Origin of the sequence: Pacificoceanicola niger, assembly GCF_048553275.1 — a bacterium.
Taxonomy (GTDB): Bacteria; Pseudomonadota; Alphaproteobacteria; order Rhodobacterales; family Rhodobacteraceae; genus Pacificoceanicola.
Genome location: NZ_JBLZMW010000018.1, coordinates 42,881 through 63,968 on the forward strand (window position 1 = coordinate 42,881; position 21,088 = coordinate 63,968).

A 21,088-nucleotide genomic window follows, 5' to 3' on the forward strand; every position below is an offset into this window, starting at 1 on the left:
GCGTCTCTCACACCGGGTTGAGTTCTTGGTCAGGTTGGAATTCCGGACCTTCGTAGGTTGTCACGACGGACCGCCGTCCTGCCACGAGGTCTTCGCGAAGTCCCTCGATTTCCTCGCGGATTGCCTGCGGCACTGACTTGCACATGCTTAATCCAACAGCAGTTGGCTCTTCGAGACCCGGGTGCAGGTTCCGGCCGGGCTCCAGCTTTCCGGCCAGAAAGTCGGCGGTCCAGGCGCGAATCGACCAGCCATGGCGTGACAAGGCCGATCCGATGAAGACCTCAGGGTCCTCGGCACACCAATCGCGGATATTGCCGATCTGTTTGATCCCGGCCTCGCGACAGGCGGCAATCGCTCCGGAGCGCCCGTAGTTCAGCATCGTGAAGATGACATCCGCGCCGTCTTTTGCCTCTGCCGCGATCCACCGCGCGGCAAGGTCCGGGTCATCCTGGTTCCCGCAGAACCCGGTCAGGACCCGGACCCCGGGCGCGACGGCGCGCACGCCGTCGACATAGGCCGCGCGCCCTTTCTTTCCGGGTGAAATGAACACCCCGGACAAGTGCCCGACGACGCCGGTGCGTGTCATACGCCCCGCCAACGCGCCGGCCAGGTAGGCCGCCTCGTAATGCCGGATCGCGTAGTTCCAGATGTTCTGCCCGTCCGCGCGGCCGCCGGGTGACAAAAAGGCGCAATCGGGAAATCTCCCTGCGATCTCGTCCAGCGCTCCATCAGCGCGGCTGCCATGCACGATGACTGCATCGGCGCCACGTTTTACAGCGGCCTCGACCTGGTTGCAGAGCAATTCGGCCGAGCCCCTGGTGAACTCCACGATGTCGAGGTCGAACCCCATTGCATCGCGTGCCGCCAGCGCACCTTCGTATCCTTCCTGAACGAAGCCACGATCGTTGTGACGCCCGTTCATTATGAACGCAATGCGTGGCATCAGTTGAACGCCTCCGCGCCTTTGACGACCTTGCCCCACTTGGCGACCTCGTCGGCGACAAATTTTTCTGCCTCTTCCGGCGTGCTGTCGACATGGAACATTCCCCACTTGCCGAACTGCTCCATGATCTCTTCGTTTTGCATGGCCTTGTGCGTGGCTTCGTGGAACCGGGCGATGATTTCGTCAGGTGTGCCATCCGGCGCCGACAGCCCGACCCAGTTGAACGCGACAACATCCGGAAGCCCCAGTTCGGCGAAGGTCGGAATATCGGGTGCCGCTTCGGAACGCTCGGGTGTGGTGATGGCCAGCGCCTTGATGGCACCGGCGTTGATCTGGCCGACATTCTGGGTCAGCGCATCAATCTGAAAATCGATGACGCCGGCAAGCAAGTCATTCATTGCCTCCGCTGATCCCTTGTAGGCCACATGCTCCATATTGAGACCAGCCGACATTTTCAGCAATTCGCCGCTGACATGGTTCATGGTGCCATGTCCTCCGGATCCGAACAACACTGGTTCGCCGCTGCCCTTGGCCATTGCTACGAAGCTGTCGAGATCCTCTACGGTTGCGGTTTTCGAAGCCAGGAGAACAGCCGGGATGTAACCGAGGATCGTCACATCGTCGAAATCGTCGACCGGATTGTAGCTCAGGTCCGGGTAGGTGAAGGGCGCGATGCCGTTTGCCGAGACGTTGGACAGGAAAAAGGTGTAGCCGTCCGGCTCCGCCTCGGCGACCTTGGCCGCTGCGATGGTCGACGCGGCGCCCGGCATATTCTCGACGATCACATCGGTGCCGAGGTCTTCGCTGATCAGCGGCGCGAGAATGCGCGCTACGAGATCGCTGGAGCCACCGGGTGTGAAGCCGACAACGATGCGAATGGTTTCGCCCGGCCATTCCTGAGCGGTTACTGGGGCTGCGGCAAGGGCTGCAACAAGGGCTAGAATGCTGGTGCGCATGAGTGTCTCCCGACTGTACGACGCTTGGGCCGTGATGTTCGATGGATTCAGGATGACAGAGCATGCGAACGATAAAAGCGCAAAGAATCGCTATATGTGTTCGAAAAATGTTTACACTTCGGCTCCGAGTTCGGAAAAGCGCCGACGAAACGCCTCGGCCAACTTGGCTTGCAGGGGTTCCAGGGTTCCTTTCGCCCGGCTGACGAGTTTCAGTGTCTGACCAGGCACATGCGGATCGGCGAGCGGCACATGGCACACGGTGCCATCCGCGACATCACCAATAACATCCACGGCCGCCAGGATCGTGATGCCCGCCCCCTCGCGCACCAGGTGCTTGCGCAAAGCCACCGAATTCGACTCGACCCCGATCCTGGGATTGATCCGCGCTTCCGCAAAGGCGACATCAAGAAGGACGCGAATGCCACTGCCCGGAGGTGGCAAAATCATCATTTCGGATACGCAATCGCTGAGCCGCAGGGCAGGGCGACCTGCAAGCGGATGATCGGGAGGGACGATGACCCCGAGCGGCTGATGCATGCTGGCCAAGGTGGCGATATTGGGATCACGCGGCAGATCGAAGCTCAAACCGAGGTCCGCGTAACCCTCCGTGATTTCGTGAATGATCGCTTCGAGTGGCAGTGTGTCGATTTTCAGATCGAGTTTCGGATGGTCGCGGACAAACCCCGAAACGATCGTGGAAATGAAGGACGACATCAGGCCTGAGGCGGCAACAACCCGCACCTTGCCCGATTGGAGGCCCTTCAGGTCATTCAAGCGTACGTTCATCATCGACACGTCGCGGTTCATGCGGCGAATATGGTCTACCACGACCTCGCCGGCACTGGTCAGCCGCATCCCGCGTGGCAGACGGTCGAAAATCGGCATACCGATCTCGCGTTCGAATTCCAGAATCTGCCGATTGACTGCCGAGGGCGCGATGTTAAGTGCTTCAGACGCTTTTCGGATCGACCCATGCCGCGAAACGGCGTCGATGTAGCGTACAAGACGGGATAGGAGCATGCGAGGTCCTTGCATGGCAGCAGTCGAAAGACTCTGGCAAGGTGCATGACTTACGCCTCGATGGGAATAGCGGGCTTGGCCATGCGCGCTATCCCTGCAGACCGAACGCATCTGGCTCTGAGCCCGCTTTGTCCTACGCGGCACCAAGGATGGGCCGCGCCTTCATAACGGGGAACCGGACCGGCCCGCGCCTGTCACATTCAGCGCGGCACGCTGGATCAGCCCGGTGCCGCGTTCGTTCAACGAGTGAACACGCGAGCAATTTCAACGGGGTCTTTAACGATCCACAGCCGGACTGGCGGCTGATTTTCACCCATGCATCGAGGCGCTCAAAGAAAGCCCCTCAGGCAATGCTATGGGACAATTCCGCCGAGCAGACCCGCGAATCCGTCAAGCCGTTCTGCCGCCGGACACGGCAACACCGAAAAGCCGAACTTTCAATTCGGGTGAAACCCCCACCCCGATCCCGATCACGCGATATCCCGCCCTGCCAGAAAGCCTGGTGCCGCCAAATAATGACTGCCCGGCGCTTTCTGGACGGTCGTGGCAAAACGCCGCTCGTTTCATCAATTGAAACAGTCTCAGCCATGGCGAGCCAGTGATGGAACGGCCGGCCCCGACCGCTCCTCAGAGGCATTCCTGACCACGCCGATGGTGACAGAAGACATTTTCCCGAACTGCGATAGAGATCAGACGCGTTCAGTCAGCGCCCGTATCCCGGCGGCAAAGGTTTCCTGCCCCACGGCCTGGCGAATGCCCGCATCGTCCTCGGCGGAGACGTCGAACTCTACCCACCCACATGGGAGACGATGATATCCGCCCCCGCCCTGGTCATGGCGACCGCAACTTTCGCGTTGAAGACATAGGGCGTGGCCAGCAGGGCCTTGCGACGGGCTTGGGCGTCCACGTCCATCTCGTAGCTCATGCCCGTCTCTTCGAGGTTGGCGCGGAAAGTGCCGTCGATCAGGCCAACGGTCGGAAAGTTCTGGATGCCAATAAAGCCGACGGCCTTGATCTGATCGAGGAACCAGTCAAAGTTGCAGAATGGATCTGTGCCGTTCACGCCCGCGATCACCGGGGTGTTGCGCACCAACGGCAGCACCTCTTTCGCCATGTCCATAACGATGTCGTTGGCATTGCCGTAGGCCAGAAGTCCGGCGAGCGATCCGCGCCCGGCCATGCGGTAGCGGCCGGAATTGTAGTTCACGATCAGGTCGATGCCGCCCGCTTCTTCGTATTACGCGGATAGGACGGTGCCTGCGCCGCCGTCGACGATGGGTTGGTCGTTGGAGATCATGTTGCGGAATTTGGCGAGGATGTCCTCTTTGGATATGCTGGGAATAAGATCTGTCCTCGGGTCTGGGCTTCCCGGAACGCCGCGACAAGCGCGTTGGCAAAGGCGGGATTGTTGATGTCAAGAGGCAGCCGCGTGACCGTGCGCGAGGTGGGGTTGCAAAACGGCGCGCCGGGTGCGTCGAGCGCGGAGACTCTGCCTTCGGGCAGCGGCAAGCGCACCGGCCTCGCGCAGGCGTTCAGCCTATCGCCCAGCCAACGGCCCATTTCGGCGTTTTCCTCCGCCGTGGTCCGCATCAGCGGGACCTGAGGATTGTGTTCATGGAACAGCCGCCTGCGATAGCGCTCCGGCACAGTGTCGAGCTCGGCAAAGTTCCCTATATCCAGCGCCCCGACCGATCCGGCCCAGGGCACACCCGTGCGGGCGATTGCGCCAAGCCGATCTTCGGTCGCGGGAAAGATGCGGCCGAACAGCAGATCGCAAATCTCGGTCGTGGTGCAGTCGATCGCGCCGGAAATCAGCCCCTGATCGACAAGTTTTTCCATCGACTGGCCGCCGGTGCCGGTGGCGTGGAACACCAGCGGATCACAGTCCGACCCCAGCGCCTGGACCGTGCGGCTCACACAGTGCGTGGTCTCGCCGAACATGGTCGGTCCGATTGTAGGCAGGTCCTGCACCGAGGGAGGGGAGGTACGCACCATGCCCGCAATCGCCCCGCGGCATTGGCCAGAACCTGCCGCGAGATCCGGTTCAGACCCGCCACATCGGTGACAGAATACATCATGGTGATGTCGGTCGGCTCGACATAGGCGGCAACATTGCCCGAGGCGACGGTGGACACCATCAGCTTGGGCACACCAACCGGCAGGGTACGCATGGCGGGCGTGGTCCGTGCGGGGCCGCCCGATCCGCCCAGTCCGGTAACTCCGGTCAGATCGTCGCGGCTCGCGAGGTCGTGTTCAAAGGCCACAACTATCGCGGCGACGGCACTGCCGCGAACCCCGGTGAAGACGACCTCGGCCCCGTCCGGGTGAGGGGCGGCGATCTCTTCGGCGCCGGGATGCGCGGCGCGGTCGGTGGTGGACAGATCGGCGATCACCGCCGTCTGGCCCGCTGCCTCGATCAGTTTGCGGACATAGGCGCGCTCCTGCGATTTGGTGTCCATGGTGCCGACAGCATAAATATGGTGCATGGTGGTCCTCCTTCCCTCAGCCCCAGGCGCTGACGCCGAGATGGCCGTTTTGCAGCGCCTGGCCCGACAGCAGCGTCTTTGCGTTGGTCTCAAGCGCGATGGCGCCGTTCATCATGACCAGGATGCAATCCGACACTTCGGTCGCTACGGTCATGTTCTGTTCGATCAGGAGCAGGCCGGTGCCGGATGTCGCGATCTTGCGCAGCGCCTCGACCACGTGATCAACGATGACAGGGGCCAGCCCCTCGGTCGGTACATCCATGATCAGCAGGCGCGGGTCACGCGGAAGGCCCGCTTGCCGATGATGTCCTGGCCGCCCAGCCGGACCGTGCCGCGCACCGAAGGGATAAGCCCCATGATGGCCTGGCACCGCGTCATCTTGCCCATGCCGTTGCGCCAGACGATGGACACCGGCGCGCTGTCCGTGGCCAGCGAGACGCCGTGCAGCACGTGGCTCGACCCGTAATAGACATGCAGGTCGCTGACGGAGAGAAGTGGTTCAACGCCCATGTAGATATCCTGAATTTCCTGATTGGTCGAAATCTCGGCCGGGGTGCATTCGGCCAGCAGATGACCATTGTGCATCACCGTCACTACGTCCGAGACCGTGAGCGCGATATCGAGATCATGTTCGATCATGATCAGCGTCAGATCGCGCGGCAAAGCGGCGGGCATGGCCATCAAATTCTCGCGTTCGCGCATCGACAGACCCGCCGCCGGTTCATCCAGCAAGAGCGGTTTCGGCGGATGCGCCAAAGCCATGCCAAGCTCCGGCTGACGGTGTTCTCCATGGCTGAGATCGGACGCCAGGCGGTCCAGCATATGCGCGCGATCCACCTGCGCAGCCAGCGCGCCGATGCAGGCGTGATCCGGCTCGGCCTCGACACGGCGCCAGAACGACAGGCGCGGACCGGTGGCGCCGCGGATCGCGATATAGAGGTTGTCGCGTACCGTGAGCCTGCCAAAAACCAGCGACCGCTGATAAGTGCGGCGCACGCCCCGGCGCGCCCGTTTTTCGGCAGAGAAATGCGTCATGTCCTCACCAAAGACGGTGATGCTGCCTTCGCTGGGCGGCAGACCACCCGCGATCATATTGAATAGCGTCGTTTTGCCTGCCCCGTTCGCGCCCAGCACGGCGCGCCGCTGGCCGACAGGAATTGATATCTCCATATCCTGCACGCCGACCAGCGCGCCGAACCGGCGGGTGAGGCCTTCGATCCTGAGGGCCTTACCTTAGTGTTCCCGACCGGTGTCATTCGCAGGACGGGTTGCCACAGGACGGCAGGCCCAGAGCGGTGAATGCCTCCTTGCCCAGACCAGGGTATTGGTCGATGCCCTCGACACGCGCCAGCGGCTCGTTCTTGAGGTGGCTATCCTCGCCTTCAACGACTTCGTTGATATTAAAGGAAGTGGTGGCCTGAAGGTTTTCGTTGATCGCCACGGTGCCGGTCGGCGTCTCGAAGCTCAGCGTGTCCAGCGCGGCGCGATCGGCCTCCGGATCGGACAGATCACCATTCACTTCCTGCAGACCCAGAAGGGCGGCCTTGGTCGAGACATAGTCGTTGAAGGCAAAGAGCGAGGGCGACGGCAGGCCCTCATCCCCGAAGAATGCTTGAGATTTGGCGAAAAATTCCTGCCGGGCGGGCAGATCGTCGTTGTCCGACACCGGACCTTCGGCGGTCAGGGCGGTTTGGTCCACGGTGATCGAGCCGCCAACGATGGGTAGATCCTCGCCCAGCTGCGCGCATTGCGTCAGGAAGTTCACCGCCTCCGAGCCACCCAGCACCATAAAGATGCCGTCCACATCGCCGCCGCTCATCGGCAGGAGCGCAATGACCGAGGAGTATTCCTTGGATCCCAGCGGCACGATGTGGTTCTCGGAGACCTTGCCCCAGACGGCGCAGAAGGGGCCCATGTCGCCGAAGACCTGCGCGTAGGGGGAGGAGTAGTCCTCGGACACGACAACCATGTTGTCCCAGCCGCGTTCGTTCACCAGATAGCTGCCCGCCGGCGCGGTCCATTGCGCGTCATCGGTGTTGAAACGGTAGAAGTTCGGGGCAGGGTCGACAAAGCTCCTCTCGATCGCCGCCGATAAGCCGTTGAAGAAGGTCACATCGGGCTGTTCATTGGCATATTGCGCGATGCGGATGCCTTCGGAGCCGGACGGCGGCCCTTCCAGCGCGGCAAGTACGCAGATCAGGATGGTGTCGTCCTACCCATGAAGCGCGGTCGATCACAGCATGGCGGACAGCAGGCTGCATGCGCCCAAAGTCTTGTTCGGATAACCCAGAATCAATGTCCTCCATTGGTGGGTTTATGTGGCGCCGGAGCATCCGGCGGCATTGGTGACGTCTTGGGTTCGCGCTTGCGCCACAGCCGTTTGCGCAGGCGGTCCGTCAGGCCCGCGATACCGTCGGGCGAAAACAGCACGATCCACAGAAATATTATTCCAATCAGCATTTTGAACCGCTCGCGGGCGATGAAATCGACGGCGAAATTATCGACCGCCGTATAGGCGGATGCGCCGGCACGAGATCCGATCGGGTGGCTGATCCCGCCCGGGACACCCGCCATCAGCACGTCGATCACCGGATTGATCACGCCAATGCCGGGCGAGATCTATGTAGTGAGCCAAAGGTTCAAGATGCCGCCGATCCCGGCTATGAAACCTGCGGTACCAGAGGCCAGCACACGCAACAGCGTCACATCATGGCCCAGCGAGCGCAGCCGCTGCGGCTCGACATCATCAACGCTTCGGCTTTGGCCAGGTCGGCCTTGTCCTCGGTGTTGTGGTCCAGCCCGAGGTAGTTCAGCGCGGGCGCCAGAACCTCGGTCGGGGAATCCAGCAGGGCAATGGCGCAATCGGCCAGGTTCGCCGCCGTGTCGGGATCGTTGACGTCCAACACCTTGAGGATTGTCGGATCCAGGTTGCCGTAGTTCGACAGGGAGTCATTTGGGAATCTCGTGGAACACACCGGCAATGATCTGGCGCGCCATGAATTCGATCGACGGCACGACCACTTCGTATCCGGTCGCCCCGGTCAGCAGCTTGGCTTCCAGAACATCGTTGGCGTCGAACACGTCGTAGTTGACCGAATTGCCGGTTTCCGCCTCGAAATTGGCGATCATGTCTTCGGCAATGTAGTCGGACCTATCATAGATGTTCAGCTCGTTGCTTTGAGCGGTTGCAAGCTGTGTGCAGCCAAGGACCGCGAGGGCAGCTGTCGATAAGAGCCTCGTAGAATTCTTCCCTGTTGTCGGAAGGGTTCGGCCAGATGATCCCTGTCCGGGCCGCTATTCCGTCGCGTGGAGTTGGCTCTAGGTCTTTGGTTTTTTGGTGTTTTCCGAAACCTGAGAGGGTGCTGGGCGCCCAGGGTGTCGAGGCTCCGGACCCGCGGCAGGATCAAACGCCAAGTTTGTCGCGCAGCCCGTACCACCACGACCCGATCACCGAATACGGCACACGGAAGGTGCGCCCGCCGGGGAACGGATACCAAGGCAGGCCCGCAAAGACGTCATAGCGCCTGAGGTCGCCGTCGATCGCTTCGGACAGGATCCGCCCGAAGGAATGCGTGCCCGTCACGCCGTGGCCGCTGTAGCCATGGGCGAATTAGGTGTTCTTGCCGATGCGCCCCATTTGCGGTACGCGGGTAAAGGACAGGGCGAAATTGCCGCTCCAGGTGTATTCGACCTCGATGCCTTTGAGTTCCAGGCAGATCTTGTAGAGGTTGCGGCGCAGCTTGTGCTGAATGTTGAGATCATCCGTGCCGCCATAGACAGAGCCGCCACCGATCAGCAGGCGCTTGTCACCGGACAGGCGATAGTAATCGGGGATATAGCGGATATCCTCGACGCAATGATCGGATGGCAGCAGGCGTTTGGTCAGATCATCCTCCAGAGGACGGGTGGCCATGATCTGCGTCGTCACAGGCATGACGCGCCATGTCAGCGTCGGCACAACGCCGCCCAGATAGGCATGCCGCAAATCACCAGCGTCTTGCAGATGATCTTGCCTTTGACGGTGTGGACAACCGGGCGCTGCGCCTCTGCATCAACAGAGGTGACCGGCGATATTTCGTAGATGGTGCCGCCGAGGCTCTCGAAGGCTTTCGCTTCTCCTTCGGCGAAGTTCAGCGGATGGATATGTCGGCCTTTGTGGTTGACCTGACCGCCGATATACATGTCCGAACCGATGTGTTCGCGGATTCCGTCACGCCCGACCGTCTCCTGACAGTCGATCCTGTAGCTCTGCCAAAGCTTCTGACGCCCTTCCAGCTCTTTCATGTCCGCCGGTGTGATCGCGGCCAGGATGTTGCCCTTCTTCAGGTCACAGTTGATCCCGCAGGTGGCCACCCGCTCGAGGATGATATCGCCGTCTTCGGTCACAAGGCTGGCCACGAACCCTGCCGTGTCCTCCCCGAACTACTTGCCGATCTTTTGCAAGCTGGCGTTCAGACCATTGACGATCTGGCGGCCGTTGAGCCCCCAGGCGCCCCAGCCGACCCGAGCACCTTCGACGATCACGACACTATAGCCCTTTTCAGCCAGATGCAGCGCGGTCGACAGCCCGGAAAATTCTGCGCCGATCACGCAGACATCAATTTCTTTCTGCCCGATCAACTCCGGACGCTGCCGGTTCGGGTTCGCTGTTGCCGCGTACAGGCTGCCAGTATGGGCACCGTTTCCGGAATAAGTCTTGGTCATTGCGTTCATGGCGCCCTCCATCTGAAGCTGTATAACTATATGCTATATTTGAGTTTTAGTGACAGCATATGGCTTTGAGTCAACCGCAGGTCGCGCTACGATCGGGGAGAACTTCAACGGGCCACTCATGTATCAAACTGACATCGCGATCCCCGACGTCGCTCAATCTCCCGAGATGACGACACAGGAATATGCCTATCTGCGACTGCGAAAGGCGATCATGGTGGGGGCTTTCCCGCCGGGGCACAAATTGACGATTCGCGGGTTGGCGCAGGACTTGGGCCTGTCCCAAACGCCCATCCGCGCGGCTGTGCGCCGGTTGAACTCTGAAAGCGCCATCGAGGTGCTGGGCAATCGCCGGTTACGCGTGCCGGTCATGACCCCTGGTCGTTTCGAGGAACTGGTGCAGCTGCGCACAGTTCTGGAACTTCATGCCAGCGCGCGAAGCCTGCCTTATGTCTCTGACATCATGATCGAAATGATGGATGAGATCGACAGGCGGCTGGATGCCTCCGTCGGTGACAATTATCCGGTCGAAATGACCCGGCTCAACCATGATTTTCACCGTGTGCTCTATTGTCTCAATCCCGATCAGGCGGTCATGCCATTGGTCGAGAGTGTCTGGCTTCAGCTCGGCCCATTTCAGCGTCAGGTGATGGTCACCCACAAATCGCACTACAGTATCGATCGCCACAAAGAGATCCTTGCCGCCCTTGGGAGGCGCGACATAGAGGCGCTATCGGTTGCGCTCGTCGCCGACATTCAGGACGGGCTAGCCTTGGCGGGCAAGGACACGTTGCGCACGGCTATGGGGCCAGAGTGACGTTCACTTTTTTCTGAAACATTCACCAACAGCGCGAGGCTGGCCCCGCCGGTTTCGTGTGCCACGAATCCGGCGGGTTCCTTTTAAAGGCACCGTCAGGCTCCTCTCGGCGTAGCCCTCCGGCTGTCCGCTCGTGTGCACAGTTGGTCCAAAGCACCGAGGCATTGGCGCGGGCGCGCACAAAAGGTTCATGAAACCGTCACGCCGCCGTTACATGCCGCCTGAAGAAAGGCCGCCGATTGCCATAATCCGAGAAAGCAGACAACGATGATCCGGACCCTAACGCCCATGGTCTCTGTTCTGGCGCTGGCCGCCGCCGGCGCGCAGGCGCAAGAGATGAACTTCAACCGCGTATCCAGCTTTGCGACGCCGCTGAACAACGCAGAACGTTCCGGCGAAGAAAGCTCGGCCGAGATCATCGGCGCGTCGGGCGATGGCATGACGCTGGTCTACACCGACAGCCCGCTGGGCGTGATCGGCCTGATTGACATTACCGACCCGCTCGATCCCAAACCCAAAGGCAACCTGGACGTGGGTGGCGAGCCGACCTCGGTCACCGTTATCGGCAATACGGCGTTCGTTGCTGTGAACACATCGGAAAGCTATGTGAAGCCCTCGGGCAAGCTTCTGGCCGTGGACATGGTCAGCATGGCCATCACCGGGGAATGCGATCTGGGCGGTCAGCCGGATTCCACCGCGCATGATGATGCAGGCCGCTTTGTGGTCGTTGCCATCGAGAACGAGCGCGACGAAGATCTGGGCGATGGCCGCGTGGGCCAGATGCCTGCGGGTTGGGTGTCGAAGGTCTCCATCACCGATGGGGTGATGGATTGTGACATCCAGACCATCGACATGAGCGGCCTGGCCGAGATCGCGCCCGAGGATCCCGAACCGGAATTCGTGGACGTGAATGCCCTTGGCGAAATCGTCGTGACGATGCAGGAAAACAACGAGATGGTGGTGATCGGCGCTGATGGCGCGGTCATGAACCATTTCTCTGCAGGGTCCGTCAATCTGGAGGGCATCGACGCCACGGACGAACGCGCCGCGCTGATCTTTACCGAAAATCAACCGGATCGTCTGCGTGAGCCCGATGGCGTGCAGTGGATCGACGATGACCATTTCATGATCGCCAACGAAGGCGACATGGATGGCGGGTCGCGCAGCGCGACGGTGTTCCACAAGGATGGCACGCTGGTTTGGGAGTCCGGAAATGCGTTCGAGACGCCGGTCATTCAGGCGGGCCACTACCCGGACAAGCGGTCGGACGCCAAGGGCGTGGAACCCGAAGGCATGGAAGTCGCGACATTCGGGGACAAGACCTATGCGTTCGTTCTGACCGAGCGGTCCTCGACTGTGCAGGTTTATGACGTGAGCGACCCGGCGAACCCGGTCTACAAGCAACTGCTGCCGACCGCGATCGCCCCGGAGGGCGCGATTGCCATTCCGGAACGCGGGTTGCTGGCGGTGGCGAATGAAGCCGACCTGATTGAAGACGGCGGCGTGCGCTCGCATGTAACGCTTTATGACTATCAGGCCGCGGCCGCGAGCTATCCGACCCTGACGTCCGAAGGGGCCGACACGCTGATCGGCTGGGGTGCGATTTCCGGCATGGTCGCGGAAAACGGCATGATCTACGCGGTCAACGACAGTTTTTACGGCTATCAGCCGCGCATCTTCGAGATTGACCCCTCGCAAAGCCCTGCGCGCATCACCCGCGCCATCGACGTGACACGGGGCGGCCGTCCGGCTCAGAAACTGGACATGGAAGGCATCACCACGGACGGGAAGGGCGGCTTCTGGTTGGCTTCCGAAGGCCGCACCGACCGGATGATCCCGCACGGGCTCTACCATGTGAACGCCAAAGGCGAGATAAAGGAAGAAGTGCCGTTCCCGGCGGACCTGCTGGCGTATGAAAAGCGGTTCGGGGCGGAAGGCGTGACCCGCGTGGGCGACACGCTTTGGATCGCCATCCAGCGTAACTGGGGCGACGACGCGGGCAATGACGTCAAGCTGGTGGCCTACAACACCGAGACCAAGGAATGGGGCGCGGTCACCTACCCGACCGAAGACCCGGAAACCGGCTGGATCGGCCTTTCCGAGATCGAGGCCTACGACGGCTGGCTGTACATCATCGAGCGCGACAACCAGATCGGAGCCAACGCCAAGGTCAAGCAACTGACCCGCGTTTCGCTGGACGGGCTGACGCCCGCCCCGATTGGCGGCGCGCTGCCGGTGGTTGAAAAGGAAGTCGTGCGGGACTTTATCCCCGATCTGGCGGCCTGGGGCGGCTATATCGTCGACAAGGTCGAGGGCTTTGCGGTGGATGCGGACGGCATCGGCTGGGTATCGACCGACAACGACGGCGTCGATGACAGCTCGGGCGAGACGTTCTTCTGGTCGATCGGCAAGATGTAATCCGGCACCATGACCGGACTGCGGCGCGGGGGTCTTTGGCCCCCGCGTTTGCGTTTGGCGGGCGATTTCTGACCGTATGGTCAGATTTAACGTGGCTGTCATGATAGCGTCAACAGCCCGTTACAAAGCGTTCCTATCGAGTGCGCACTTAGCCACCGGGAGCGTCCTGAAAAGGCCGCCATACCCGGGGTTCCAACACGGACCGGAGTGTCACATGAATTTCCTGAAACTGACCGCAGCTTTCGCGCTGACCGCGAATGCTGCATTCGCTGAAACCGAGATTACCTTCTGGCATGCCATGGGCGGTGCATTGGGTGAGACCGTCAACGCCATTGCCGAAGACTTCAACGCAAGCCAGGACGATTACACGATCACCCCGGTCTTCAAGGGCACCTACGAAGAAGCCCTGACCGCCGGCATTGCAGCCTTCCGTGCAGGCGAGCAGCCCAACATCCTGCAGGTGTTCGACGCTGGCGCCGCCACCGTGATCGGGGCCAAGGGCGCGACGGTTCCGGTGCAGGACCTGCTGGAAACCAATGGCGTCGATTTCGACATCAACGATTACATCTCGGGCGTGCGGTATTTCTACGCCGACAGCGATGGCAAGATGATCGGGATGCCGTTCAATTCGTCTTCGCCCATCATGTATTACAACGCGGACGCGCTGGAAGCCGCCGGCGTGACGCCGCCGAAGACCTGGGAAGAATTCCAGACCGTCACTGCCCCCGCTCTGAAAGAGGCCGGTTACACCGCGCTGGCGCAATCGCACCTGCCGTGGATCTTCACCGAAAACTTCATGTCGCGCCACAACCTGCCGTTTGCGACGAACAACAACGGCTATGACGGTGCGGACGGCACCAAGATCCTGGTGAACAACGACGCGATCAAGAACCACTTCAAGGCGGTTCGGAGCTGGCAGGACGACGGTTTTTTCGAATGGTTCGGCACCGGCTGGAGCGACAACCAGACGCCCTTCGAAGAAGGCAAGGTCGCAATCTGGCTGGGGTCTTCGGGATCGTTCGGTGGTCTGGCCAAGAAGGGCCTGCCGTTTGAATTCTCGGCCACCTATCTGCCCTATTGGGAAGCGGTGACACGCGAGCCCAAGCAGACCTTCATCGGCGGCGCATCGCTGTTTGCGATGGCGGGCAAGTCGGACGAGGAAAACACGGCCACCGCCGCGTTCTTCGAGTTCCTGACCAAACCGGAAACCCAGGTCTTCTGGCACAAGGAAACCGGCTACGTTCCGATCACCACCGCTGCCTACGATCTTGCGAAGGCTGAGGGCTATTACCAAGAGGCCCCCGCCGCAGAGGTTGGCATTCAACAGCTCTCGCTGCCTGCAGGTGAAAACACCAAAGGGTATCGCATGGGCTTCTACGTCCAGATCCGCGACGTGATGAACCGTGAATACGGCCGCATCCTGACCGGCGAGACCGACGTGGACACCGCGTTCGCCAACATCGAAGAGGAAGCCAACGGCCTGCTGGCCCGCTTTGCCAAGACTCAGAACTAAGCGTCTCCTTCAACGAGGCGCGGCGGCTGCGGGCATCCGTAGCCGCCACCCCTTTCAAGACCCCAATTCAAAACAAGGTCCGCCATGAAACGCGCAGGGTTCACGATCAAATGGTTGCCGGTGTTGCTGCTGGTGCCGCAGTTGTCGATCATCATCGTTTTCTTTTACTGGCCTGCCGCCCATGCGGTGCAGTCTTCGTTCTACCTTGAAGATCCGTTTGGCTTTGGCTCGACCTACGTCGGACTGGAGAATTACACCGACCTTGCGGGCAATTCCGAATACCGCCGGATCGCGTGGTTCACGCTGGTCTTTACGGCTTTGGTCACGTTCTTTTCCTTGGGGCTGGCGCTGTTGCTGGCCGTCAAGGCCGACAAGGTGATCCGGGGCGCACGCAGCTATCGCACGCTTATCATGTGGGTCTATGCCGTCGCGCCGCCCGTGGCCGGGTTCATCGGCGTGATGATGTTCAACCAAAGCTGGGGGCCGCTGACGCGGTTGGCGCAGACGTTTGGTCATGATTTCCTGCTGGGCGTGAACTACACTGACACGGCCTTTGCCATGGTGCTGGTCTCCGTCTGGAAACAAGTGCCGGTCAATTTCATCTTCTTCCTGTCGGGCCTGCAATCCATTCCGAAATCCGTGCGCGAGGCGGCGCTGATCGACAACCGCAGCGCCAGCGGACGGTTCTGGGATGTGACCTTTCCGCTGCTGGCGCCGACCGGGTTTTTCCTGTTGATCATTAACATCACCTACGCACTGTTCGATACGTTCGGCGTGATCGACACTCTTGTGAAGGGCGAGCCGGGCAACAACCCGATGACGCTGGTCTACAAGGTCTACGTCGATGGGTTCCGGGGCAGTGACCTTGGCGGATCATCGGCGCAGTCTGTGGTGCTGATGGTGCTCGTTCTTGCGCTGACCGTGTTTCAATTCCGGCTGGTCGAACGCCGCATCCATTACACGTGAGAGTGCCTTGTACCCCTATCACTTCGCTACTTGAGGCTTGTCATGACGGACGCCAATGCCGCGGTGCTTGCCGCTTCCCCCGCCAAAAATCGCCGCAGCCGGCGCCTTCGCCCGGCAACGGTGATCGACCATGTTATCCTGACGCTTGGTGCGCTGTTCATGATGGTTCCGCTGCTGATGGTTTTGCAAATCACCTCCATGCCCGATGTCGAAGTCATCAAGCACGGGCCGACGCTCCAGATCGGTGACCAGTTTGACGACAACCTGAACAAGGCGATGTTCGAGGCATCGGGGTTTTCCGGGGAAAACACCGGGATGAACATGCTGAAGAACTCGTTCATTCTCGGGATCGGCTTTGCCGTTGGCAAGATCGTGATCGGGATGCTGGCGGCCTATGCCATTGTCTACTTCCGGCTGCGATTTGCCACGTTGGCGTTCTGGGTGATCTTCACCACGCTCTTGTTGCCGTTGGAGGTGCGCATCCTGCCATCCTACGAGGTCGTGCAACGGCTGGGGATGCTGAACACCTATCAGGGGCTGATCGTGCCGCTGATCGCGTCTGCAACGGCGACATTCTTTTTCCGGCAGTTCTTTCGATCCGTCCCGGAAGAACTGGTCGAAGCCGCGCGGATCGACGGGGCAGGGCCGGTGAAATTCTTCGTCGATATCCTCGTGCCGCTGTCGCAGACCATGATCGCTGCGATGTTCATCATCATGTTCGTCTATGGCTGGAACCAATATCTGTGGCCCACGATGATCACGACCGAAGAAGACATGTTCACCCTCGTGCGCGGGATCAAGCAGATCACGCAGGTGATGGAAGGCAACCGTATCCCCGAATATGGCCGCGCCAACATGCTGGCGATCATTGCAATCATCCCGCCGGTTTTCGTGGTGATTTTCTTCCAGAGCTGGTTCGTCAAGGGTCTGACGGAATCCGACAAGTAAGAGCCCCCAAGAAGCCAACAAGTGGCAGGGCTAAAAAGGAATGGACACAACAATGGCTCAGGTTTCGCTGAACAACATCCGCAAGGTCTATCCGAACGGAATCGAGGCGGTCACGCCGTCCAGTTTTGGTATCGCGGACGGCGAGTTTGTCGTTCTGGTCGGACCATCGGGCTGTGGCAAGTCTACGCTGCTGCGCATGATCGCGGGGCTGGAGGATATTACCGAAGGGGATCTGCGGATCGGTGATCGTGTCGTGAACGACGTGGACCCGGCGGATCGCGACATTGCGATGGTCTTCCAGAACTATGCTTTGTATCCGCATATGACGGTTCGCAAGAACATTGGTTACGGACTGAAGAACCGCAAGACGCCGCAAGCGGAGATTGACCGCAAGGTGGTGGCGGCGGCGGCAATGCTGAATCTCGAAGACTACCTTGACCGCAAGCCCAGCCAGCTGTCCGGCGGCCAGCGGCAACGCGTGGCCATGGGCCGCGCCATCGTCCGCGACCCTGCGCTGTTCCTGTTCGACGAACCCTTGTCCAATCTCGATGCCAAGCTGCGCCACCAGATGCGGATCGAGATCAAGGCGTTGCAACAACGGCTTGGCGTGACGTCGATTTACGTGACCCATGATCAGGTTGAAGCCATGACAATGGCCGACCGGATCATCGTTCTGAACGGCGGGCGGATTGAACAAATCGGCACCCCGTCGGAGATCTACCACAATCCGGCCTCGACGTTTGTGGCGTCCTTCATGGGTGCGCCTCCGATGAACCTGATCGACGCGAGCTTTGACAGTGGCGCGGTCCGGCTTGGCTGCGGCATGGCGGTCATGGATGCGCCGACCGGGCGGACGGGGGCGATCACCGTGGGTATCCGCCCCGAAGACGTGACGCTGGATGCGGTCGGCGAGGTCGATTTCAAGATCGGCATCGTCGAAGAGCTGGGCGCGCACCGGTTGGTGCATGGCAGGCTTGGCGAGCAGGCGTTTACCGTGCATGTCGGTAAAGCTGCCGAAATCCCGGCGGGCGATACAAAAATTTCCTTTGACAGAACCGCGGTGCGGCTGTTCGACACGATGACGGGGCAGGCGCTGTGATTACCACCATACTCGACACTTTGCCCGCTGTGACCGAAGACCAGAGGCGACGCTTGCTGGCGGCGCGTCGCACGTCGGATGCGCATCGCGCGCTGTTGGCGGGCGTGCCCGCGATGAACGCACTGCAACAGGGCGGTACTGCGGGGCAGGGGGCTCTGAACCGGGAAGTGACCATCGCCGCCTGGAATGTCGAGCGGTGTCTCTTTCCCGAAGAAACCGCTGCGCATTTGTCGGACGTTGCTCCGGACGTGCTCCTGCTGTCAGAGGTCGATCACGGCATGGCTCGGACGGGCCAGCGCCACACCACCGAAGAGGTCGCCCGCGCGCTTGGCATGGGATACGCCTACGGGGTCGAGTTTTTCGAACTGGATCTGGGCAGCCCGATCGAACGGGAATTCTGTACCGACGATTTCAATGCGTTTGGCTGGCATGGCAACGCGGTGCTGTCGCGCGTGCCGTTCGACAGGCTGGCGATGGTACGGCTTGACGATCACGGCCATTGGTTCGCCACCGACGGCGAGGCTTCGCCCGACCCGGATCAGCCGCGCCTTGGCGGGCGTATGGCGATCCTTGCCGTCGTTCCGACCGGAGCCGGGCCGCTCTGCGTGGTCTCGACCCACCTCGAAAGCGCATCCGATGCCGATCACCGGCATATGCAAATGGAACGGCTGCTGGACGCGATCGACGTATTTGCGCCCGGTTTGCCCGTGGTCATCGGCGGAGATCTGAACACCGGCAACCACTTGCCACCCGACTATGACTGGCGCCGCGAGACTCTGTTCGCATTGGCCGAGGCACAGGGTTACGACTGGGGCAACACCGCCGATGGCATGACGACCCGGCCAAGCCTGATCACCCGCTTTCCCGACCGGCAGATGAAGCTCGACTGGTTTGCGACGCGCGGTGTGACCGGCCAGGCCAAAGGCCTGGTGAGTTCGCTGGACGCGGCAGGAAAGCCGCTGTCGGATCATGACTGTGTCTGGTGCCGGGTGGCATTGTAGAGGCAGGCTGCTGCCGATGGGTCTCGTTGATCATCAGACTTTGAGCGGCGCGCCGATCGCAAAGGCATAGCGCATCCTTGTGACTGACGCAGACCGGGCGTTCCGATCCGATGGTACTGCCCGGCCTCCTTCCATCATATGGGATTTGCCATGCACCGGACGGATCACTGTCGCGAGGGTACTTGCCCTCATCATGTCCACATCCAGAGGCTTTTTTCCCCGAAAGAGGTAGACGCGGAAGAACGCGCTCGAAGAACCCGGCTGCCCCTGAAATCCGCGCCCATCTCTATGCGCACCGCAAGAGATTTATCCGCTTGCATGAGGCGGCTGTGCGGGGGCGGAGCCGCTCCGGGCGATGCCGGTGCACTGCGGATTGGCCGGTGTGCAGATCGCCGCAAATGGCCATCCGTGACCTTTCATCGCGACCACGCTTTGCGCCGTTCAGGGGTCAACAGCGTCGGGCGCCGGGATAGGAACCAGTCATGGCAAGCCTTCTCCGGCCGTGCCAACTTTGAATCCGAACCACACGCCTTTTGAGTCTCCTCCACCTTGCTTACTTGCGCCCGCATTGCACAGTTTTCGACGGCTTTACGGTTGGCTTGCCGGTGCCATCGCGCGCCAAGATAATGTTTGCTATCGCCTTGCTTTCCTTGTCCATCACCCCGGTCGTTCTTCATCAAAAAGCAATCTTCGGAGCGAATTGCGTCGAGAAAAAGCACGGCATTGCCTCCGCGCACTGCCAAATCTTGAGACCGGAACCAACAATCAAATCCCCGCGCAGGCGCGCAGCGGGAAAAGTCAGCGCGGCGCTAAAGCGCTCTCAACAGCCCAATTCCCTGTTCGAGAGGTATTGCCCGGATATCTTCTGCCACGGGGACATCATGCGCCCCGGCATAGATCAGCAGCTTCCGGTTGGCTTTGACGTCTTCTGCGCCGGTGTGAAAACCACGAGAAACCTTTGGCGCAGTCGTGCGCTTGATCTCGACGGCCCAGATGTCGCCACCCGGCAAACGCAGAACAAGATCAAGCTCGGCTCCGGCAGAGGTGCGATAGAAGAAGGGTTCGGTGCCGGCGGGCGCTGCAGCAAGAAGGGTCTCGATGCAGAACCCCTCCCAACTGCCGCCGACGACGGGATGCCCGAGCAAGCCTTCGGTTGTACCAATACTCAACAGCGCATGCACGATCCCGCTGTCGCGCACATAGATTTTTGGCGATTTCACCAAGCGTTTGCCGACATTCTCATGCCAGGGCTGCAGCCGCCGCACCAGCATGAGATCGACGAGCAGATCGAGGTAACGTCCGATCGTTTGTCCCGACACGCCGAGCCCTTCAGCAAGGGCTGCAGCATTCAGCAGGCCGCCTTGCACATGCGCCAACATGGTCCAGAAGCGCCGCAAGGTTGCGGCCGGAATACGCGGCCCGAGGGCAGGGATGTCACGCTCCAGATAGGTGCGCAGGAAATCCAGACGCCAGTCCATGCTCGCCTGATCGCTGGCAGCCAGGAAACCGTCAGGAAAGCCACCACGCAGCCAGAGCGCATTCAACTTATCAGCCCCAACCTCGGTAAGTTGCAGAGGGGGCATTTCGATATACCGGACCCGTCCCGCAAGGGACTCCGCCGATTGTTGCAGGAGGACATTGGAGGCTGACCCTAAGAGCAGAAACTGCCCCGTCCGAAACCCGGCCCGCCTGCGCTGGTCGATCTGACCACGCAGGCTCTTGAAGAGGCCGGGCATCTGCTGCACCTCGTCAAGGATGACGAGCTTTCCCGCTTGTTCATCCAGATAGAGATCTGGTTCGCTCAGGATCTGCCTATCCGCGTCACGCTCAAGATCAAGGTATACCGATGGTTGCTCCGCAGCGATGTCGAGAGCAAGGGTGGTTTTCCCGACCTGCCGGGGACCGAGGAGCACAACCGCAGCTTGGGTCTCTAGCGCGGATTGCACAAGTTGATGAGTGTGGCGCGCATACATCCTTGCAAATTATCTATAGCGTGGAAGATTTGCAAGGTTAATTTGCTGTACGGGTGCTGTTACGGCCTAATTTGAGCATTAGCCCGATGCGACGAAGAGACTTTGCCCTAAACGCACCCCAACAATCCAATACGCTCCGCCCGTTCCCTGTGCCAAGGCCGCGGATCAGCACCAGGTTGCGTTGACCTTGACCGGATCGACGCAGAACTCATCGACCGCCGCCGCAACAGCCAGTTCA

General features: G+C 60.7%; 22 protein-coding genes and 2 pseudogenes. 7 read left to right on the plus strand and 17 right to left on the minus strand.

The genetic code is table 11. The annotated features are described in order from the left end of the window. Positions 1 to 7: 7 nt before the first annotated feature. The 15 genes and pseudogenes from ACN2XU_RS19595 to ACN2XU_RS19665 all read right to left on the minus strand — a co-directional run bounded on the left by ACN2XU_RS19595 (position 8) and on the right by ACN2XU_RS19665 (position 10,130). The gene (locus ACN2XU_RS19595; RefSeq protein ID WP_419412039.1) at positions 8 to 943 is read right to left on the minus strand and encodes a BMP family ABC transporter substrate-binding protein; all 936 of its coding nucleotides are present in this window, start codon (positions 941 to 943) and stop codon (positions 8 to 10) included. Next, complete coding sequence (locus tag ACN2XU_RS19600) at positions 943 to 1,899, minus strand: Bug family tripartite tricarboxylate transporter substrate binding protein (RefSeq protein WP_419412040.1); 957 nt, start codon at positions 1,897 to 1,899, stop codon at positions 943 to 945. Before ACN2XU_RS19600 ends, ACN2XU_RS19595 begins: the two co-directional genes overlap by 1 nt. Before the next feature lie 111 nt (positions 1,900 to 2,010). Continuing rightward, the gene (locus ACN2XU_RS19605; RefSeq protein WP_419412041.1) at positions 2,011 to 2,919 is read right to left on the minus strand and encodes a LysR family transcriptional regulator; all 909 of its coding nucleotides are present in this window, start codon (positions 2,917 to 2,919) and stop codon (positions 2,011 to 2,013) included. A 787-nt stretch (positions 2,920 to 3,706) separates the two neighbouring features. After that, positions 3,707 to 4,141: pseudogene (locus ACN2XU_RS19610) on the minus strand (phosphoenolpyruvate hydrolase family protein); the annotation flags it as partial. 71 nt (positions 4,142 to 4,212) lie between these two features. Continuing rightward, positions 4,213 to 4,860 carry a hypothetical protein gene (locus tag ACN2XU_RS19615; protein WP_419412042.1) on the minus strand — a complete coding sequence of 216 codons (648 nt, stop codon included), beginning with the start codon at positions 4,858 to 4,860 and terminating at the stop codon, positions 4,213 to 4,215. Next, positions 4,833 to 5,405 (minus strand): Tm-1-like ATP-binding domain-containing protein, encoded by a 573-nt coding sequence (locus ACN2XU_RS19620; protein ID WP_419412043.1) that lies wholly within the window; start codon positions 5,403 to 5,405, stop codon positions 4,833 to 4,835. The genes ACN2XU_RS19615 and ACN2XU_RS19620 overlap by 28 nt, the downstream gene beginning before the upstream one ends. 16 nt (positions 5,406 to 5,421) lie before the next feature. Continuing rightward, positions 5,422 to 5,667, minus strand: coding sequence for an ATP-binding cassette domain-containing protein (locus tag ACN2XU_RS19625; RefSeq protein WP_419412044.1), 246 nt, complete (start codon positions 5,665 to 5,667; stop codon positions 5,422 to 5,424). 2 nt (positions 5,668 to 5,669) lie between these two features. Further along, entirely contained in the window at positions 5,670 to 6,575 is a 906-nt protein-coding gene (locus ACN2XU_RS19630; protein ID WP_419412045.1) for an ATP-binding cassette domain-containing protein, read from the minus strand. 82 nt (positions 6,576 to 6,657) lie between these two features. After that, on the minus strand, positions 6,658 to 7,608 hold the full coding sequence (locus ACN2XU_RS19635) for an ABC transporter substrate-binding protein (RefSeq protein ID WP_419412116.1): 951 nt from the start codon (positions 7,606 to 7,608) through the stop codon (positions 6,658 to 6,660). A gap of 89 nt (positions 7,609 to 7,697) precedes the next feature. Beyond that, the gene (locus ACN2XU_RS19640; RefSeq protein WP_419412046.1) at positions 7,698 to 8,006 is read right to left on the minus strand and encodes a hypothetical protein; all 309 of its coding nucleotides are present in this window, start codon (positions 8,004 to 8,006) and stop codon (positions 7,698 to 7,700) included. 101 nt (positions 8,007 to 8,107) lie between these two features. Beyond that, a complete protein-coding gene (locus tag ACN2XU_RS19645) occupies positions 8,108 to 8,380 on the minus strand; it encodes a type 2 periplasmic-binding domain-containing protein (protein WP_419412047.1) in 273 nt (90 codons plus the stop codon). Then, positions 8,355 to 8,534 carry a hypothetical protein gene (locus ACN2XU_RS19650; protein ID WP_419412048.1) on the minus strand — a complete coding sequence of 60 codons (180 nt, stop codon included), beginning with the start codon at positions 8,532 to 8,534 and terminating at the stop codon, positions 8,355 to 8,357. The genes ACN2XU_RS19645 and ACN2XU_RS19650 overlap by 26 nt, the downstream gene beginning before the upstream one ends. 274 nt (positions 8,535 to 8,808) lie before the next feature. Beyond that, positions 8,809 to 8,988, minus strand: coding sequence for a hypothetical protein (locus tag ACN2XU_RS19655; protein WP_419412049.1), 180 nt, complete (start codon positions 8,986 to 8,988; stop codon positions 8,809 to 8,811). A 27-nt stretch (positions 8,989 to 9,015) separates the two neighbouring features. Next, positions 9,016 to 9,390 carry an NAD(P)/FAD-dependent oxidoreductase gene (locus tag ACN2XU_RS19660; protein WP_419412050.1) on the minus strand — a complete coding sequence of 125 codons (375 nt, stop codon included), beginning with the start codon at positions 9,388 to 9,390 and terminating at the stop codon, positions 9,016 to 9,018. Beyond that, positions 9,351 to 10,130, minus strand: a pseudogene (locus tag ACN2XU_RS19665) (NAD(P)/FAD-dependent oxidoreductase). Before ACN2XU_RS19665 ends, ACN2XU_RS19660 begins: the two are co-directional and overlap by 40 nt. Positions 10,131 to 10,236: 106 nt before the next feature. Between ACN2XU_RS19665 and ACN2XU_RS19670 the strand changes: the two are divergent. The 7 genes from ACN2XU_RS19670 to ACN2XU_RS19700 all read left to right on the plus strand — a co-directional run bounded on the left by ACN2XU_RS19670 (position 10,237) and on the right by ACN2XU_RS19700 (position 18,877). Next, positions 10,237 to 10,932: a GntR family transcriptional regulator gene (locus tag ACN2XU_RS19670; RefSeq protein WP_419412051.1), complete on the plus strand. Its 696-nt coding sequence runs from the start codon at positions 10,237 to 10,239 to the stop codon at positions 10,930 to 10,932. Positions 10,933 to 11,199: 267 nt separating this feature from the next. Then, complete coding sequence (locus ACN2XU_RS19675) at positions 11,200 to 13,350, plus strand: esterase-like activity of phytase family protein (RefSeq protein ID WP_419412052.1); 2,151 nt, start codon at positions 11,200 to 11,202, stop codon at positions 13,348 to 13,350. A 214-nt stretch (positions 13,351 to 13,564) separates the two neighbouring features. Then, entirely contained in the window at positions 13,565 to 14,863 is a 1,299-nt protein-coding gene (locus tag ACN2XU_RS19680; RefSeq protein WP_419412053.1) for an extracellular solute-binding protein, read from the plus strand. An 84-nt stretch (positions 14,864 to 14,947) separates the two neighbouring features. Beyond that, complete coding sequence (locus ACN2XU_RS19685) at positions 14,948 to 15,829, plus strand: ABC transporter permease subunit (RefSeq protein ID WP_419412054.1); 882 nt, start codon at positions 14,948 to 14,950, stop codon at positions 15,827 to 15,829. A 42-nt stretch (positions 15,830 to 15,871) separates the two neighbouring features. Continuing rightward, complete coding sequence (locus tag ACN2XU_RS19690) at positions 15,872 to 16,777, plus strand: ABC transporter permease subunit (RefSeq protein WP_419412055.1); 906 nt, start codon at positions 15,872 to 15,874, stop codon at positions 16,775 to 16,777. Positions 16,778 to 16,829: 52 nt separating this feature from the next. Next, positions 16,830 to 17,876, plus strand: a complete 1,047-nt coding sequence (locus tag ACN2XU_RS19695; RefSeq protein ID WP_419412056.1) for an ABC transporter ATP-binding protein — start codon at positions 16,830 to 16,832, stop codon at positions 17,874 to 17,876. Then, positions 17,876 to 18,877: an endonuclease/exonuclease/phosphatase family protein gene (locus tag ACN2XU_RS19700; protein WP_419412117.1), complete on the plus strand. Its 1,002-nt coding sequence runs from the start codon at positions 17,876 to 17,878 to the stop codon at positions 18,875 to 18,877. Before ACN2XU_RS19695 ends, ACN2XU_RS19700 begins: the two co-directional genes overlap by 1 nt. 416 nt (positions 18,878 to 19,293) lie before the next feature. Here ACN2XU_RS19700 and ACN2XU_RS19705 read toward each other — a convergent pair whose 3' ends face one another. Together ACN2XU_RS19705 and ACN2XU_RS19710 are read right to left on the minus strand one after the other, a co-directional pair. Further along, positions 19,294 to 19,596, minus strand: a complete 303-nt coding sequence (locus ACN2XU_RS19705; RefSeq protein WP_419412057.1) for a hypothetical protein — start codon at positions 19,594 to 19,596, stop codon at positions 19,294 to 19,296. Between the two features lie 90 nt (positions 19,597 to 19,686). Then, a complete protein-coding gene (locus tag ACN2XU_RS19710) occupies positions 19,687 to 20,850 on the minus strand; it encodes an ATP-binding protein (RefSeq protein ID WP_419412058.1) in 1,164 nt (387 codons plus the stop codon). Positions 20,851 to 21,088: the final 238 nt, after the last annotated feature.

Bases quoted from the DNA above. Each gene is read 5' to 3' on its own strand.
- ACN2XU_RS19595 (WP_419412039.1), bottom strand. From the start codon at position 943: ATGCCACGCATTGCGTTCATAATGAACGGGCGTCACAACGATCGTGGC.
- ACN2XU_RS19600 (WP_419412040.1), bottom strand. From the start codon at position 1,899: ATGCGCACCAGCATTCTAGCCCTTGTTGCAGCCCTTGCCGCAGCCCCA.
- ACN2XU_RS19605 (WP_419412041.1), bottom strand. From the start codon at position 2,919: ATGCTCCTATCCCGTCTTGTACGCTACATCGACGCCGTTTCGCGGCAT.
- ACN2XU_RS19615 (WP_419412042.1), bottom strand. From the start codon at position 4,860: ATGTTCGGCGAGACCACGCACTGTGTGAGCCGCACGGTCCAGGCGCTG.
- ACN2XU_RS19620 (WP_419412043.1), bottom strand. From the start codon at position 5,405: ATGCACCATATTTATGCTGTCGGCACCATGGACACCAAATCGCAGGAG.
- ACN2XU_RS19625 (WP_419412044.1), bottom strand. From the start codon at position 5,667: ATGGATGTACCGACCGAGGGGCTGGCCCCTGTCATCGTTGATCACGTG.
- ACN2XU_RS19630 (WP_419412045.1), bottom strand. From the start codon at position 6,575: ATGGAGATATCAATTCCTGTCGGCCAGCGGCGCGCCGTGCTGGGCGCG.
- ACN2XU_RS19650 (WP_419412048.1), bottom strand. From the start codon at position 8,534: ATGATCGCCAATTTCGAGGCGGAAACCGGCAATTCGGTCAACTACGAC.
- ACN2XU_RS19670 (WP_419412051.1), top strand. From the start codon at position 10,237: ATGTATCAAACTGACATCGCGATCCCCGACGTCGCTCAATCTCCCGAG.
- ACN2XU_RS19675 (WP_419412052.1), top strand. From the start codon at position 11,200: ATGATCCGGACCCTAACGCCCATGGTCTCTGTTCTGGCGCTGGCCGCC.
- ACN2XU_RS19680 (WP_419412053.1), top strand. From the start codon at position 13,565: ATGAATTTCCTGAAACTGACCGCAGCTTTCGCGCTGACCGCGAATGCT.
- ACN2XU_RS19685 (WP_419412054.1), top strand. From the start codon at position 14,948: ATGAAACGCGCAGGGTTCACGATCAAATGGTTGCCGGTGTTGCTGCTG.
- ACN2XU_RS19690 (WP_419412055.1), top strand. From the start codon at position 15,872: ATGACGGACGCCAATGCCGCGGTGCTTGCCGCTTCCCCCGCCAAAAAT.
- ACN2XU_RS19695 (WP_419412056.1), top strand. From the start codon at position 16,830: ATGGCTCAGGTTTCGCTGAACAACATCCGCAAGGTCTATCCGAACGGA.
- ACN2XU_RS19710 (WP_419412058.1), bottom strand. From the start codon at position 20,850: ATGTATGCGCGCCACACTCATCAACTTGTGCAATCCGCGCTAGAGACC.